The sequence below is a fragment of the Halomonas koreensis genome (genome assembly GCF_031451675.1).
Classification (GTDB): domain Bacteria; phylum Pseudomonadota; class Gammaproteobacteria; order Pseudomonadales; family Halomonadaceae; genus Halomonas; species Halomonas koreensis.
The window spans coordinates 351593-366889 of sequence record NZ_JARWAK010000001.1; the positions used below are offsets into that span (position 1 = coordinate 351593).

A 15297-nucleotide genomic window follows, 5' to 3' on the forward strand; every position below is an offset into this window, starting at 1 on the left:
CGCTTTCGGCACAGTGGGACATCCTCCCAGGCCGCCTCCCTCAGGCGTAGGCGGGGGGAGGAGGTGCGGCGATCTCCCCGTGGATGTGGGCCAGGAGCCGATCGGCCAGGGCGACCGCCTCGTCGCGGCGGCGGATATGCTGCTTCTGATAGAGGCTGCGGATATGGGTCTTGATGGTGGTGGGCGCCACGTCCAGTCGCTCGGCGATCTGCTCGTTGGAGAGACCGGCGTGGATCAGGGCGAGGATCTGCCATTCCCGTCGGGTCAGCGGCGAGGTGCGGATCAGTTCCGGCACGTCCGGCCGGGAGACGATCTCGGCGATGGCCTCGTCGTCGACCAGGATCCGCAGGGCTCGCCCGCGGTCATGGTGCCGACGCGCGAGCTCGAGCAGGTGGCAAGCACGTTGCCGGGCCAGGGATGACAGCGCCGCCTCGCCGGCCAGCAACTCGTCGAGCAGGGCTTCGAGGGGCTCGCCGAGCCTCAGGAAGCTGCCGACCAGGGTGGTGTGCGCGGCCAGTGACAGGGCCTGGTGCAGGTGCTGGCGGGCCTCGGCCCCGTCTCCTTCCTGCCAGGCCAGTCGAGCGAGGCACAGCCGGTTGCGGTTGGCGTCGGTGACCAGGCCGAGGCGTCGGGTCTGGCGCTCCAGTCGCTTCAGCAGGTCGCGGGCGGCCTCGGTGTCGTCCAGGGCCATCAACGCCCGGACATGGTTGCGTACGTTGCACTGGGCGAAATGGTTGCTGGCCGAGTCCGGGGCGGCGGGCGGCGCCTCCCGGAGCCACTGAGCGATGGCGTCCCGGTCGCCCTGGCCAATCCACCAGGTCAGCAGGGTGGCGTGGGCGTTGGCCCGCCAGTCGATATGGTAATCGCCCTGGGCCAGGATCTTGCGGATACGCCGAACATGATCGGCGCACTGGGCTCGATCGCCTCGCGACAAGGCCACCTTGGCCAGGCAGACATGGCACTGCAGGGTCCAGTGCTCCCCCTGACGATCGAGGACGGCGATGCCGTCGAGCGCGGCCTGCTCGGCCTCGTCCAGGCGTTGCCATTCCCAGAGCAGTTGACTGCGGATCCGGTAGGCGAACTCGGCGATCGGCAGTGCCTGGAGGTTTCGCTCACGCATGAGCTCGAAGGCGCGCTCCTGGACGTCATGGGCGGCCTGCAGGTGTCCCTGGGCGACCAGGGTCTCCGACTCGTGGCAATGGGCCCACAGCAGGCGCTGGTCGTCGCCGGCCTCCCGGGCTTCCCGGGCGACCTCCCGCACCCGGTGCAGGGAGTCGTCCAGTTGTCCCTGGACGAAGCGGGACTCACACAGGATGGCTGCGGCGGTGAGAGGGGTCGCGTCGAGATACTGAGCCGCTTGAGTCAGGGCCTGCTCGGCCAGGGGGGCGGCGAGATCGGCATGTCCCTGGTTGATGGCGAGCTGGGCCCTGAGGGCGGCGAACTCGGGGGCCAGGGGCTGCCAATCCGGCCGCGTCAGCTGCTCCTCGATCCAGCCGATCGCCCGCTCGGTCCGGGCGAATTGGTATTGAGCGTGACTGACCCAGCCATACAACAGGGTCAGCCGGGGCGTGGCGGCGAGACGGGCATCGCCCAGCGCCTCCAGCGCGCTGGCCAGCAGGGTGTACTGCCCCCCGCCGAGTAGAGCCGGCCCCTCCTGCTCGACCAGTCCGGCCAGGGCTTCGGGATCGCCTCCCTCGATCATCTGGGCGACCGCCATGGCCGGGTCACCCAGCGCCAGCCAGGCCTGGCTGGCTCGCCGATGAAGCCGGTACTGCTCGGCTCGGGGCAGCTCGTTCCGGCAGTAACGCAGGTATTGGGCGAACAGCGGATGGAAGTGGCGCCACGGTGAGTGGGCATCGTCGCGTTGAATGAACAGGCCGGCGTGTTCCAGCGCTTCCAAGCATCGTCTGGCGCCTTCCCCCTCGAGCAGGCGAGCCGCCAGGTGCGGCGAAAAGCGCTCCAGGACGCCCAGTTGGCGGATCAGGTGACGGCCCGCGTCGTCCAGGGCCTCGTGCATCAGCTCGTCGAACCAGGCCACGAAGTCGGGGTGGCTTCCCTCGAGACGCTCCATGAGGGCATCGAAGCTCGCGGTAGTCGTGGTGCGTTCGACGAGCCAATTGAGGGCCATGGCCCACCCCCCGGTCCGTCGCAGGGCTCGTTCCAGACTGACCCGGGAGGGCGGAAAGCTGAGCTGCTCGGCGCACAGGGTCCGCGACTCCTCGAGATCGAAGGCCAGGGCATCGACACCGATCTCCTCCAGTTCGCCCCGCAGGCGCAGGCCGGCCAGGCCCAGGTCGGGATGGCTGCGGGAGATCACCGTGAGAGTCAGCCAGCGGGGCTGGTGGCGCAGCCAGTAGCGTAGGCCCTCGATCAGGGCCGGGTCGCGCAGATGCTCGAATTCGTCGAGCACCAGGCGGCAGGGAGGGGCCTGCTCGGGCAGGGTGGTCAGCCAGCCCTCCAGCCGCGAGACGAAGGAGGCCGACGGGTCGTCGGGCACCAGCGAGAAGCCCAGATGCTCGCGGCACAGGCGTCCCAGGGCCGCCGCGAAGTAGCGGGCGAAGCGTTCCGGGGCGTCGTCCTGGGGCTCGAGGCGCAGCCAGATGGCGGGCTGCTCCAGCGCCGGCAGGCGTTCGGCGAGGAGCGTGCTCTTGCCGTAACCGGACGGGGCCTGCACCAACGTCAGCCGGACATGGTCGTCGAGCGTGAAGTGGGCATTGAGTCGCTCACGAGCCACCGTGATGGGGGGCAGGGGCGGGGGGAGTAGCTTGTCCTGGATCAACGTCATGGTGTCACCCGAGGCGCCAGCTTAATCGTTTAAGTCTGGCACATTATGGACCCGATTCGGCATTTCGGGAGCCTCATGCGACCAAGGTTGTAGCCCATGAACTCGGAGGATCCCATGCCAGGGCATCGGCCGGGGGGTACGCCCCCCGGCTACGCCGTGGCACTCCCGGGGCGGGAGGAGCACGACGAGGAGGGGGTGGCCGACCCTGAGCGGCAGCCTGCCGTGTCTGGCGGCGATGGGGCGGTCGGCCCCGGGCCGCCGCCGAGCCACAACAACAATCGAGGGTTCCTGCCATGATTCGACGCTTCACGCCGTTCTCCTGCCTGCTGCTGGCCTCGCTGGGGCTCGCCGCCACCCAGGCGGTCGCCTTCGAGGACGACACCCTGACGCTGTGGATGGGGGACAACAAGGGGCCGGAGGGCGTCCGCGCGGTGGCCGAACGCTTCACCGAGGACACCGGCATCGCGGTGGAGATCGTCAACCCCGACAACCTGACCGATCGCTTCCAGCAGGCGGCCGGCAGCGGCCAGGGGCCGGACATCGTCATCTGGGCCCATGACCGCATCGGCGAATGGGCCAAGAGCGGCCTGCTCGATCCGGTCGCCCCCTCCGCGGCCTATCGGGATCGCTACTTCGACTTCACCTGGGAGGCCGTGACCTGGAACGGTCAGGACTACGGCTATCCCATCTCCGTGGAGTCGCTGGGACTGATCTACAACAAGGCCCTGGTGGAGACGCCGCCGGACAGCTTCGCCGAGCTGGCCGAGCTCGACGCCGAGCTGGCCACCGAGGGCAAGAAGGCGATCCTCTTCGACTACGGCGAGCCCTACTACGGCTGGACCCTGCTGGCGGCCAACGGCGGCTATCCCTTCAAACGCACCCAGGACGGCTACGACGTCGCCGACATCGGCGTCGCCAACCCCGGCGCGGTGGAGGGGGCTCGGGTCCTGCGCGAGCTGATCGAGAGCGGCGTCATCCCCGAGGGCACCGACTACAGCGCCATGGACACCCGCTTCAACCAGGGCGAGGTGGCCGCCATGATCAGCGGCCCCTGGGCCTGGGGCAACCTGGAGCGCAGCGGCATCGACTTCGGCGTGGCGCCCCTGCCGCGGGTCGGCCACGAGCGGGCCAAGCCGCTGTTCGGGGTGACCGCGGCCATGATCAACGCCGCCTCGCCCAACGACTTCCTGGCCACCGAGTTCATCGAGAACTACCTGCTCAGCGAGGAGGGGCTGCGCACCTTCAACGGCGACGGCTCCCTGGGCGCCGTCGCCCACGAGCGCTACCAGGCGGAGCTGGAGCAGGATCCGAGGATCGCCGCCACCCTGCAGAACGCCGCCATCGGCGAGCCGATGCCCAACATCCCCGAGATGGGCGCGTTCTGGTCCGCCATGGAGCCGGCGCTGCAGAACATCGGCAGCGGCCGCCAGTCCCCCGAGGAGGCCCTGGAGGACGCCGCCGAGCGCATGCGCACCTCCATCCAGTAAGCCTGCTTCCCTTGCCCCTCGCCGCCGGCCGTCGTGACATCACGGGGCCGGCGGCCCACCTCAGGTAGTCACGATGTTCGCAACCAATGCCTCGCGCGGCCTGCCGCGCCATCGTTCCCGGTATCCCGCCGAGCGCTATACCCGCTGGGCCATGCGTGGCCTGGTGGGCGGTCTGGTGGTGGCGCTGCTGTGGCTGGTGGTGGCCTTCCACCTGCGCGGCCAGTGGATGTTCGCCCTGCTGTTCCTGGTGCTGGCCGCCGGACTGGCGGTGACCTTCACCCGGCGCCGGCTGATGAGTCACCGCTACGTCTTCCCCGCCCTGGCCGGCATGGGCGTCTTCGTCATCTTCCCGCTGCTCTACACGGTGGGCATCAGCTTCAGCAACTACAGCTCCACCAACCTGCTCGGCGAGGAGCGGGTACGCGCCCAGTTCCTGGCGCGCACCTACCAGGCCGAGGGGCAGGCCTTCGACTTCCGCCCCTTCCGTCGCGGCGAGACGGTGCGGCTCTTCCTGGAGGCCGAGGACGGGCGCGCCCTGATCTCGGCGCCGCTCGCCACGGCCGAGGCCGGCGAGCCGCTCGCCCTCGACCCCGCCGCCGCGCCACCGGCCGGCGAGCCCCTGGGCATGCGCGAGGTGATCGCCAGGCGCGACCGGCTCCAGGACCTGGTGCTCACCACCCCGGACGGCGTCGAGCTGCGCATGGCCGGGTTGCGCAGCTTCGCGCCCCTCGTGCCCCGTTATCGGGAGAACCCCGACGGCAGCCTGACCGACCTGCGCGACGGCCATTCCCTGATCCCGGACCGGGACACCGGCTTCTTCGTCACCGAGGCCGGCGAGCGCCTCACCCCGGGCTGGCCGGTGGCGGTGGGCAGCGACAACTACGCGCGGGTGCTGTTCGACGAGGACGTGCGCGGTCCCTTCCTGCAGATCTTCGTCTGGACCTTCGCCTTCGCCGGCCTGACGGTGGTCTTCACCCTGGCGGTGGGCTTCGTCCTGGCGGTGCTGCTGCAGTGGGACCAGCTGCGCGGCAAGGGGCTCTACCGCACCCTGCTGATCCTGCCCTATGCGGTGCCGGCCTTCATCTCGATCCTGATCTTCAAGGGGATGTTCAACCAGCACTATGGCGAGATCAACCTGATCCTGGAGGGCCTGTTCGGCATCCGTCCCGAGTGGTTCACCGACCCCTGGCTGGCCCGGACCATGCTGCTGATCGTCAACACCTGGCTGGGCTACCCCTACATGCTGCTGCTGTGCATGGGCCTGATCCAGTCGATCCCCCGGGACCTCTTCGAGGCCTCGGCGGTGGATGGCGGCGGCCCGCTGACCAACATGGCGAAGATCACCCTGCCGCTGATCCTCAGGCCCCTGACGCCCCTGTTGATCGCGGCCTTCGCCTTCAACTTCAACAACTTCGTGCTGATCACCCTGCTCACCGGCGGCAGCCCCGACATCATCGGCGCCAGCACCCCGGCGGGCACCACCGACCTGCTGGTCAGCTACACCTATCGCATCGCCTTCCAGGACGCCGGCCAGAACTTCGGCCTGGCGGCGGCCATCGCCACCCTGATCTTCCTGCTGGTGGCGGCGCTGTCCTGGCTCAACCTGCGCCTGTCCAAGGTCGAGGTCTAGGAGGAATCACCCCATGGCCATGGTCCAACCCCGTTCGATCCGCGCCCGTCAGCTGGGCGCTCACCTGGCGCTGCTCGGTTTCGTCGCCCTGGTGGTCTTTCCGCTGCTGCTGGTGATCTCGATCTCCTTCCGAGAGGGCAATTTCGCCAGCGGCAGCCTGATCCCCGAGCGCTTCTCCCTGGAGCACTGGTCGCTGGCCCTGGGGATCCCCTGGGAGCGCGTCGATGGTAGCGTGGTCCAGCCGCCCTTCCCGGTGATGCTGTGGCTGTGGAACTCGGTCAAGGTGGCGGTGGCGTCCTCGCTGCTGATCCTGCTGCTCTCCACCACCAGCGCCTACGCCTTCGCCCGCATGCGCTTCCAGGGCAAGGGCCCCATCCTCAAGGGCATGCTGATCTTCCAGATGTTCCCGCCGGTGCTGTCGCTGGTGGCGCTCTATGCACTCTTCGACCGGCTCGGCGACTTCGTCGACGGGCTGGGCATCAACACCCACGGAGCCCTGATCCTGGCCTCCCTGGGCGGGGTGGCGCTGCACATCTGGACCATCAAGGGCTACTTCGAGTCCATCGACGGCTCCCTGGAGGAGGCGGCCATGGTCGACGGCGCCAGCACCTGGCAGGCCTTCCGGCACATCCTGCTGCCGCTGTCGGTGCCCATCCTGATGGTGGTGTTCATCCTGGCCTTCATCATGTCGATCATGGAGTACCCCATGGCCTCGGTGCTGCTGCTGGACGAGGACAAGCTGACCCTGGCGGTGGGCGCCCAGCAGTACCTGGCCGACCACAACCAGCGCTGGGGCGACTTCGCCGCCGCCGCCGTGCTCTCCGGCCTGCCCATCACCCTGGTCTTCCTGCTCTGCCAGCGCTGGATCGTCGGCGGCCTCACTGCCGGCGGGGTCAAGGGCTGACGCCTCTCCTCCTCCCGCACCGAGCTACGCCCCCCGCCCCCTCCCCCGGGCCTTGCCCCGGGGGAGGACTACAAGGGGCCCGGAATTCGCCAGAGTACGGTCTCGGCCCGGGCGGCAACGCCCGCCGGCAAGGCCGACATCCCCACCCGCGCACCCTGCACAACAACAACGAGGTCCTGATGATCGATTCCACGACCCCTCGCTTTGCTCTCTCGACCCTGGCCGCGGCCGTGGCCCTCGGCCTGTCCGGCACCGCCCAGGCGGTCGACGCCGACTTCCATGGCTATGGCCGCTCCGGCATCGGCTCCACCGAAGGCGGCGGCGACCAGGCCTGCTTCAAGGCCGAAGGCGCCCCGGCCAAGTATCGCCTCGGCAACGAGTGCGAGACCTACGCCGAGATCGGCCTGGGCGCGACCCTCTACGAAGAGGGCGACAAGTCCTTCTACTTCGACAGCCTGGTGGCCTACGTCAACGAGCAGGGTACCGACTTCGAGGCCCTCGACGCCGCCGACGACGACGGCAACACCATCGCCCTGCGCCAGCTCAACGTCCAGGCCAAGGGCGTCGTCGAGGCCTTCCCCGAGGCCACCGTCTGGGCCGGCAAGCGCTTCTACCAGCGCCACGATATCCACATGAACGATTTCTTCTACTGGGACCTCTCCGGCCCCGGTGGGGGCATCGAGAACATCGATCTGGGCTTCGGCAAGCTGAGCCTGGCCTGGATGCGCAACACCAGCGAGGACGACGCCTTTCCCGAGGGCGGCCAGAACCTGGCCAACGACACCTTCGACGTGCGCCTGGCCGGGCTTGCCACCAATCCCGGGGGCAGCCTGGAGATCGGCTACGATTACGGTAGCGCGACCCTCACCGAGGCCCAGGAGCGCGCCGACGTCGACCCTCAGGAAGGCCATATGGTGACCCTGGAGCATACCCAGGGCGACTGGTTCGGCGGCTTCAACAAGTTCGCCGTGCAGTACGCCACCGACGGCCTCATCGGTAGCTCCGGACGCCCCAGCACCGCCTCATCCACGCCCGAGGGGGACATGCTGCGTGTCCTCGACCACGGCCTGGTCAATCTCTCGCCCAACATCGACATGCTCTACGCCGCCATCTACGAGGAACGCGACCTGGACAACGGCGAGGGCCAGACCTGGATGTCCGCCGGCATCCGCCCCACCTACTACTGGTCCGATACCCAGAGCACGGCGCTGGAGCTGGGCTATGACCGCGTCGACCCCCAGCGGAGCGGCAAGGAGACCTCCGACCTGGCCAAGCTGACCCTGGCCCAGCAGTGGTCGGCGGGTCGCGGGGCCTTCGCCCGGCCGGTGCTGCGTGCCTTCGTCACCTACGCCGACTGGGACGGCCAGGACTACAATGCCGCCAGCGAGTCCATCGAAACGGGCGAGGACGACGGCCTCACCTTCGGCCTGCAGGCCGAAGCCTGGTGGTAAGCGACGCGAAATCCTTGACATGACGGCTTGACGATCCCTTGGCCGGCCCCGCCTCGCGGTGCCGGCCTTTTTCGTCGGCCCCCCTGATGGAGGAGGTTCCCATGAAACGTCTCAGCACCCTGGTGCCCCTGGCCGTCCTCTGGCTGAGCGGTTGCGCCACCGCGCCGACCCCGCCGGCCGATGTCCCCGAGACCGCCTGGCTCGAGCGGGCCGAGGACTGCTGTGCGGGGCTCGCCGGCCTGCCCGTGACCCCGCTGTCGCCGCGGGAGACCCGTACCCTGAGCTTCGGCCCCGAGGCCCCGGTGCACCGCTTCGACAGCGGCGCGAGCCCCTTCCGGGCCCTGCGCCTGCCCCGGGAGGCCGGGCCACTGCGCCTCGAGCTGACCAGTCCCGTGCAGCGTGACGACGCAGGGCACCGCTCGCTGTTCGCTCCCAGCCTGCTGATCCTCGATGAAGGGGGACGCATCCGGCGTCGCCTCGACTGGCAGGACTTCGCCTATCGCCCCGCCCAGGGGCTGGCCGGCGACCGCCTGACCCTGAGTCTCGGGGTGACGCCCTCCGCCGAGGCCGATCGCCTGGTGGTGCTGACCAGCGAGGCGGCGCTGGCCGCCGAGACCCGCTTGCTGCATCCGGCACGAGCCCTGGCCCGGGCCCGCCACCTGGCCGAACCGGCGGTGAGCGACCCGGTGGCGAGGCACCGGCCCGAGGGCGAGGTGACGCTGCGGGTCCGCCCCCTCGGCGAGACGGCCGGCCTGCTGGCCCCGCTGGTGGACGGCGGGACCGGCGAGCCGATGCCGGTAGCGTCCCCCGTGGACGGCACGATGCCGGAGGCGACGGATGCCGCGCCGGCCGAGGCCTCCCCCACGGCGCCGCTGGACTGGCGACGCACCATCCGCGCCGCCCTGGCGGCCGGCGACCTGGAGCTGGCGATGTCGCTGGCCGAGCACGCCGAGCGCGCCGGCGAGACGGGGACCCGGCGCTGGCTGGCGGAGCAGCTGGAGGCGCGCTGAGGAGGCGAGGTCGCCTTCGCCGGATCGGAGGCGGCCTCAGCGTCTCCCGATGGTTCCCCCAATGAGGAGGGGAAGATCATCATAAGACACATCACGTCTGCCAAGCCGTATGAATTCATCCTCGACTTCACTGGTGACAGGATCAGGGGGCTGCCAGGGGAAGTGCAGATCGTCTTCCATTGCCTTGGGCCTCGCCAAGCTCATCATTTCGTGAAATAGTTGGCGAAATCGCCAGCGAAGTCGGCAATGGATCTTGGAGCCTTTCCTGTCACGCGCGAGAAGTCTTCGGTGATCCTGTTGCCCCAGTCCGTGCTGTACGCGGCGAAGTAATCGCAGAGTAGATTGATGCTCCACTCATCCATGCCGGCGTCCAGCATTGACTGCCATGCGTCTTCCAGTGTGACAGGCTCATACTGCACGTCCTTTTCGATGGCGGCACCAATCGCCTGCGAAATCTGGTGCATCGTGAGGGATGCTGGCCCGGTTAGCGTATAGGTCTTTCCCTCATGACCAGAGGTCGTCAACACCTGGGCGGCGAACTCCGCGATGTCGCGGGAATCAATGAGTCCCATCCGGCCGTTTGCAAGCGGTAGATGTATCTGTCCCTGCTCGGCTATCTCTCGCGCGGCCATCAGCAGGTTCTGCATGAAGAAGTGTGGTTTCACAATCGTGTATGGAATACCCGATGCAATCAGCTCGGCATCGGACAATGCATGCAACCGGCCGTTAATGGTGGGCGCGGTGTGTGCGGCACCGAAAGCCGACAAGCGAACCACGTGACTGACGCCTGCATTCCTTGCTGCCCAGAGTGCATTCGAAGATTGCTCGGGCGCACGCGGGCCGGGCGGCGTCAGAATCCAGACGGTATCGGCGCCTTCAAAGGCAGCCCCAAGGGTCCATGGCTTTTCCAGGTCGCCAGTACGGAGCTCCACGTCCCTACGCTTCAGGTCTTGAGCTTTATCGGGATTACGTACCAGCGCCAATACGCGATGTTCAGTATCCTTTAGATGCTCAATGATGGCTGAAGAAATATCACTTGTGGCGCCAATGATTAGTATGGTCTTCGACATGATTTTACTCCTGTTGATATTTGGCTAAAGCGCTCGTCGCAGTCGCGGTTGATGTGCAGTGTACTTTGTACTTCCGACCTGCGCTTTCCATGCGGCCCGGGAAGAAAATCACATAGTCGCTGACACCCGGCGAGTCGCATCGATGCAGGCCCCGTGCGCGATGCGTACATTCTATTAACCTGGCAATCAAAGCGATCATCCTGATTTCTTCGATTGTCGCCCGCGCCACCCTGGCGCACATGCGTGAATCCGCTGGTGTGGCGTGGGCTCGCGCCGGCCTGACGGCCGGCGGCGGCACTTCCTTGTGCCGCGATTAACCCGGCATGCATGCATGCCGGATTGATTGCCGGCTCCCCAGGTGGAGCAGTTGCTTGTAGGTGGGCGTAACTCTCATCGGCCATGATCTTTCTGCATAACCAGGGAACCTTCTCGTTTGAGCTACCGCCAACATCTCGCGCCGAGTTTACCGAGCCCACCGTGAGGCGAGCTCGATCGCATAGGCGTATGGCGTTCGACACGGCCTCCCAACCAGTGCCAGTTGCAATCCTGAATTACTCCGTGTATGAAATAAATATCGATTATTGGATATCACTGTTTCACAGGTGAATCAATGGGCCCGAACCTCAATGACATGGCGTTGTTCGTGGAAGTGGCCAAGGCCAAGAGTTTTCGTCGCGCATCTGAAGAAACGGGGGTGTCTAATCCAACCATCTCTCGTCGGGTCAGCCAGCTGGAAGAAGCCATCGGCTTGCGTCTGCTGCACAGAACCACCCGTAAAGTAGAACTCACCGAAGCAGGAAAGATCTACTTTGAGCGCTGCAGGAGAATTATCGATGAGGCTCGCCTGGCACATGAGCAACTAGAGGAGATGCTCGAGCAGCCTAGCGGAGTATTGCGGGCATCGTTTCCTGTCGACTTCGCAATTTCCTACCTTGCCCCACTGGTAGTCGAATTCGCGAGCCTCTATCCCGGCATTACCTTTGACTTCGACCTTAGCCCCAGGCCCGTTGATCTGGTGAGCGATCCTTTCGATATCGCGATACGAATCGGACCGCCAAAGGATTCTCAATTAATTGCGCGTCGTATCGCAAAGCTTCCAACCCATCTCTATGCATCGCCTCGCTACCTGGAGCGCTCCGGTAAACCATCGACTCCTTCCGACCTTGAGCACCATGCATGCTTGGGGATCCTGAGAGCGGCCACCTGGACCTTGCACAATCAGGAGGACACCAGGGTCGTTCCGCTAGGGGGCGGTCGGTTCTCGATCAATAGCATGGGCATGATTCGACAACTGGCGACCCTGGATATGGGGGTCATCATGATGCCCGATCAGCTAGTGGCTGAGGATGTGTCGGCTGGACGGCTACAGCGAATACTTCCCTCCTGGAAAGGCGATTCCGTTCCTGTGTATGCCATTACGGAGACGCGCCTGTTGCCGGCCAAGACTCGGTGCTTTATGGAGTTTCTGGGTGAAAGGATGGGGAGATATGTGCGCTGATGATCCACGTCATGACAGCGTGATTGGAAGTCCTGGATCGGGTCGACTGTTCTCCCTTGATGGACTGGCTGGTAAGGAACAGCTCATCTACTGTGAGCCCCCGGGTTTCGGCGAAACTCCCCGATCGATTTCGTTGCATTTCACGATCATCGCTTCACTAGGGAGGCGCTGATTTATGTCGCGAGCGATAAGAGACTGATCGCCGCCGGAGCGGCATTCTCAGCGAAGTGGAGAGAACGTCCGAATGACGGCCCCGAAGGGGCGAGAAACCTTAGGTTTCGAGTCAACGCCGGAGTTTACAAGACAATAAATGAGGATGTTGACCGGGCTGGCGCACCAGTATCGCCGGCGCCCAGGATCGCTAGGTTCGTTCCCGACGAACCCACGCACTTCCCACGTCCCTGTGGGTCGTCGAGCGCAGCAATAAATCGGTGTTTCCCACGCTCGATTAGTCCCACTCGAAATCCGTGAGCCTCGCGAAGATCGGTCGAATCCGACTGGCTTCTAGAGTGACGGTGCGGGGGCGAGGCCCCGGGGATGCCCCGGGGCCTCGTGGTGAGGGGCGGGGGTCAGGCGGCGATGCCGGGCAGGCTCACCCGGCGCGGGCAGGCCCGGCCGTCGGCGGCGAAGAGGTGGCAGTGCTCGCCGGACAGGCCCAGGGTCAGCGCCTGCTGGGTCTCGAGACGGGCCAGGCGGTCGAGGCGCTGGGTGATGCCCCCGTCGACGCCGGCGACCTCCAGGTGGGCGAGCGTCTCGTAGCCGAGCTGCTCGGCGACGGTGAGCCGGGCGGCGAGCACCGTATCGGCCGTCTCCGGGGCGACGAAGTCCTCGGCGCGCACGCCCAGGGTGGCCGCGTCGCCGGCGGCGAGCCCCGAGCCGTCCACCGCCACCGCCAGGGTCTCGCCATTGGGCAGGCGCACCGCGGTGCGCTGCCGGCCCGGGTCGACGACGCTCACCGGCAGGGTGTTGATGCGCGGCGAGCCGATGAACTCGGCCACCTCCAGGCTCTCGGGGAAGTGGTAGAGCGACAGCGGCGGGCCCACCTGGGCGATGCGTCCGGCGGAGAGCAGCACGATGCGGTCGGCCAGCGTCATGGCCTCGACCTGGTCGTGGGTGACATAGACCATGGTGGCGCCCAGGCGCCTGTGCAGCTCGGCGATCTGCACCCGCATCTCCACCCGCAGCGAGGCGTCGAGGTTGGAGAGCGGCTCGTCGAACAGGAAGACCCGCGGCTGCTTGACCAGGGTCCGGCCGATGGCCACCCGCTGGCGCTGGCCGCCGGAGAGGTCCTTGGGCCGGCGCTCGAGCAGCTCGGTTAGCTGCAGGATCCCGGCGGCATGGTGGACCCGGCGGCGGATCTCGGCCTTGTCGGTACGGGCCAGCTTGAGGCCGAAGGCCATGTTCTCCGCCACCGTCATGTGGGGATAGAGGGCATAGGACTGGAAGACCATGCCGATGTCGCGTTCCTGGGGCGGGATCTCGTTGATCCGCTCGCCGTCCAGGCACATCTGGCCGCGGGTGATGTCCTCGAGCCCGGCGATCATGCGCAGCAGGGTGGACTTGCCGCAGCCGGACGGGCCGACGAAGACCACGAACTCGCCGTCCTCGATGGTCAGGTCGATGTCCCGGGAGATCTCGGTGCCGTCATAGTCCTTGCCGATGCCTTCGAGTGTCAGGCGTCCCATGGGCGTCTCCGATGTTCGGGGCCAGGCCGCCGCGGCGGCCTGGCGTGGTGGCGAATAGGAGCCCCGACCGGCGTCGGGGCAGGGGGCAGGCGTCGCGCCATGGCATCCATCAGGCGACACCGCCGTTCCGGGGATGCTCGCCGGCATGTCGGGGCGCCGTGGCGAGCCGCAGATAGGCGGCCTGGTAGGGCGGCAGGATCAGGCGGTCCTCCTGCATCGAGGCGGTGGAGCCGTAGCCTCCGAGCAGGGTACCGGGACCCGGCGGCGTGACGCTGCGAGTCTCGTCGGTGGGGTTGAACACGCACAGCAGCCGCTCGCTGGCGTTCTCGCGGATGAAACCGAGCAGGCCTTCGCCCACCTCCAGCAGGGTGAGGTGGCCGTCACGCAGCACCGCATGGCGACGGCGGAAGGCGATCAGGCGGCGCAGGGCATGCAGCACCGAGTTCGGGTCGCCTTCCTGTTCCTCCACCGTCAGGCCCAGGTGGGCCGGGGGGACCGGCAGCCAGGGCGTCGCGGTGGAGAAGCCGGCATGGGACGCCCCCGCTCGCCAGGGCATGGGGGTGCGGCAGCCATCGCGTCCCTTGACGTCGGGCCAGAGGTTGATGCCGAAGGGATCCTGGAGGTCCTCGAAGGCCAGCTCGGCCTCGGGCAGGCCCAGCTCCTCCCCCTGATAGAGACAGAGGCTGCCGCGCAGCGAACAGAGCAGGTTCAGCGCCAGCACGGCGCGCTCCTCGCCCCAGCGGGTGGCGCTGCGCATCACGTCGTGATTGGACAGCGCCCAGCAGGGCCAGGCGCCCTGGTCGAGTTCGGCGAAGCGTTCGAGGATGGCCCGCAGCTGGCGCGCGTCGCCGCCCGTCTCCAGCAGGTCGAAGGTATAGGCCATGTGCAGCCGGGACTCGCCCTCGGTGTAGGCGACCATGGTCGGCAACTGGTCCGGGCCGGCGATCTCGCCCACGCTGGTGGCGCCCGGGTACTCGTCCAGCAGGGCGCGAATGCGTTCGAGGAACGCCAGGTTCTCCGGCTGCGAGATGTTGTAGCGCTGGCGCTGGTAGCTCTGGGGATGGCCGGGGCGGACCTGGTCGGGGGGCGTGGGAGGGTTGTCGGTCAACGCCGCCTCGTGGAAGTAGAAGTTGACCACGTCGAGGCGGAAGCCATCGACCCCCAGGTCCAGCCAGAAGCGCAGGTTGTCCAGCTGGGCCTGCTGGACCTCGGGATGGTGGAAGTTGAGGTCCGGCTGACTGGACAGGAAGTTGTGCAGGTAGTACTGCCGGCGCCGGGCATCGAAGGTCCAGGCGCGACCGCCGAAGGACGCCATCCAGTTGTTGGGCGGCGTGCCGTCGGGTCGAGGATCGGCCCAGACGTACCAGTCGGCCTTGGGATTGGTGCGATCCCGGCGGCTTTCCTGGAACCAGGCGTGACGGTCGGAGGTGTGCGAGAGCACCTGATCGATGATCACCCTCAGGCCCAGTTCGTGGGCTCGGGCCACCAGCGCCTTGAAATCCTCGAGGTTGCCGAACATGGGGTCGACGCCGCGATAGTCGCTGACGTCGTAGCCGAAGTCGTCCATCGGCGAGGTGAAGAAGGGCGACACCCAGATGGCATCGACGCCGAGGCTCGCGACGTGATCGAGCCGGGAGGTGATGCCGGGCAGGTCGCCGATGCCGTCGCCGTTGGCATCCATGAAGCTGCGCGGGTAGATCTGATAGAGAGTGGCGCCGCGCCACCAGTCGTGGCGGGCGTCTCGTCGCAATTGAGAAAGCGTCATCCGAGGCTTCCT

Annotated in this window: 10 protein-coding genes; 6 read left to right on the forward strand and 4 right to left on the reverse strand. The window is 67.1% G+C overall.

The window, feature by feature from the left end; genetic code table 11:
* Positions 1-40 precede the first annotated feature (40 nt).
* Entirely contained in the window at positions 41-2785 is a 2745-nt protein-coding gene (gene malT / locus QC818_RS01650) for an HTH-type transcriptional regulator MalT (protein ID WP_309651086.1), read from the reverse strand.
* A 293-nt stretch (positions 2786-3078) separates the two neighbouring features.
* On the opposite strand from malT, the gene malE reads away from it, so the two are divergent.
* The 5 genes from malE to QC818_RS01675 all read left to right on the forward strand — a co-directional run bounded on the left by malE (position 3079) and on the right by QC818_RS01675 (position 9267).
* Complete coding sequence (gene malE / locus QC818_RS01655) at positions 3079-4272, forward strand: maltose/maltodextrin ABC transporter substrate-binding protein MalE (protein ID WP_309651087.1); 1194 nt, start codon at positions 3079-3081, stop codon at positions 4270-4272.
* 73 nt (positions 4273-4345) lie between these two features.
* Positions 4346-5902: a maltose ABC transporter permease MalF gene (gene malF, locus QC818_RS01660; RefSeq protein WP_309651088.1), complete on the forward strand. Its 1557-nt coding sequence runs from the start codon at positions 4346-4348 to the stop codon at positions 5900-5902.
* 13 nt (positions 5903-5915) lie between these two features.
* A complete protein-coding gene (gene malG, locus QC818_RS01665) occupies positions 5916-6806 on the forward strand; it encodes a maltose ABC transporter permease MalG (RefSeq protein WP_309651089.1) in 891 nt (296 codons plus the stop codon).
* Positions 6807-6985: 179 nt separating this feature from the next.
* A complete protein-coding gene (locus QC818_RS01670; protein ID WP_309651090.1) occupies positions 6986-8257 on the forward strand; it encodes a maltoporin in 1272 nt (423 codons plus the stop codon).
* Between the two features lie 101 nt (positions 8258-8358).
* Entirely contained in the window at positions 8359-9267 is a 909-nt protein-coding gene (locus tag QC818_RS01675; protein ID WP_309651091.1) for a MalM family protein, read from the forward strand.
* Positions 9268-9470: 203 nt separating this feature from the next.
* On the opposite strand, the gene QC818_RS01680 is transcribed toward QC818_RS01675, so the two are convergent.
* The gene (locus tag QC818_RS01680; RefSeq protein ID WP_309651092.1) at positions 9471-10337 is read right to left on the reverse strand and encodes an SDR family oxidoreductase; all 867 of its coding nucleotides are present in this window, start codon (positions 10335-10337) and stop codon (positions 9471-9473) included.
* 610 nt (positions 10338-10947) lie between these two features.
* On the opposite strand from QC818_RS01680, the gene QC818_RS01685 reads away from it, so the two are divergent.
* Positions 10948-11835 carry a LysR family transcriptional regulator gene (locus tag QC818_RS01685; RefSeq protein ID WP_309651093.1) on the forward strand — a complete coding sequence of 296 codons (888 nt, stop codon included), beginning with the start codon at positions 10948-10950 and terminating at the stop codon, positions 11833-11835.
* Positions 11836-12404: 569 nt separating this feature from the next.
* Here the strand turns inward: QC818_RS01685 and ugpC are convergent.
* On the reverse strand, positions 12405-13520 hold the full coding sequence (gene ugpC / locus QC818_RS01690; RefSeq protein WP_309651094.1) for a sn-glycerol-3-phosphate ABC transporter ATP-binding protein UgpC: 1116 nt from the start codon (positions 13518-13520) through the stop codon (positions 12405-12407).
* A gap of 109 nt (positions 13521-13629) precedes the next feature.
* On the reverse strand, positions 13630-15285 hold the full coding sequence (locus tag QC818_RS01695; protein WP_309651095.1) for an alpha-glucosidase: 1656 nt from the start codon (positions 15283-15285) through the stop codon (positions 13630-13632).
* Positions 15286-15297 lie beyond the last annotated feature (12 nt).

Excerpts from the sequence above, each read along its gene's own strand:
- QC818_RS01680 (WP_309651092.1), bottom strand. The coding sequence starts at position 10,337 with ATGTCGAAGACCATACTAATCATTGGCGCCACAAGTGATATTTCTTCA.
- malF (WP_309651088.1), top strand. The coding sequence starts at position 4,346 with ATGTTCGCAACCAATGCCTCGCGCGGCCTGCCGCGCCATCGTTCCCGG.
- ugpC (WP_309651094.1), bottom strand. The coding sequence starts at position 13,520 with ATGGGACGCCTGACACTCGAAGGCATCGGCAAGGACTATGACGGCACC.
- malE (WP_309651087.1), top strand. The coding sequence starts at position 3,079 with ATGATTCGACGCTTCACGCCGTTCTCCTGCCTGCTGCTGGCCTCGCTG.
- malT (WP_309651086.1), bottom strand. The coding sequence starts at position 2,785 with ATGACGTTGATCCAGGACAAGCTACTCCCCCCGCCCCTGCCCCCCATC.
- QC818_RS01675 (WP_309651091.1), top strand. The coding sequence starts at position 8,359 with ATGAAACGTCTCAGCACCCTGGTGCCCCTGGCCGTCCTCTGGCTGAGC.
- malG (WP_309651089.1), top strand. The coding sequence starts at position 5,916 with ATGGCCATGGTCCAACCCCGTTCGATCCGCGCCCGTCAGCTGGGCGCT.
- QC818_RS01670 (WP_309651090.1), top strand. The coding sequence starts at position 6,986 with ATGATCGATTCCACGACCCCTCGCTTTGCTCTCTCGACCCTGGCCGCG.
- QC818_RS01695 (WP_309651095.1), bottom strand. The coding sequence starts at position 15,285 with ATGACGCTTTCTCAATTGCGACGAGACGCCCGCCACGACTGGTGGCGC.
- QC818_RS01685 (WP_309651093.1), top strand. The coding sequence starts at position 10,948 with ATGGGCCCGAACCTCAATGACATGGCGTTGTTCGTGGAAGTGGCCAAG.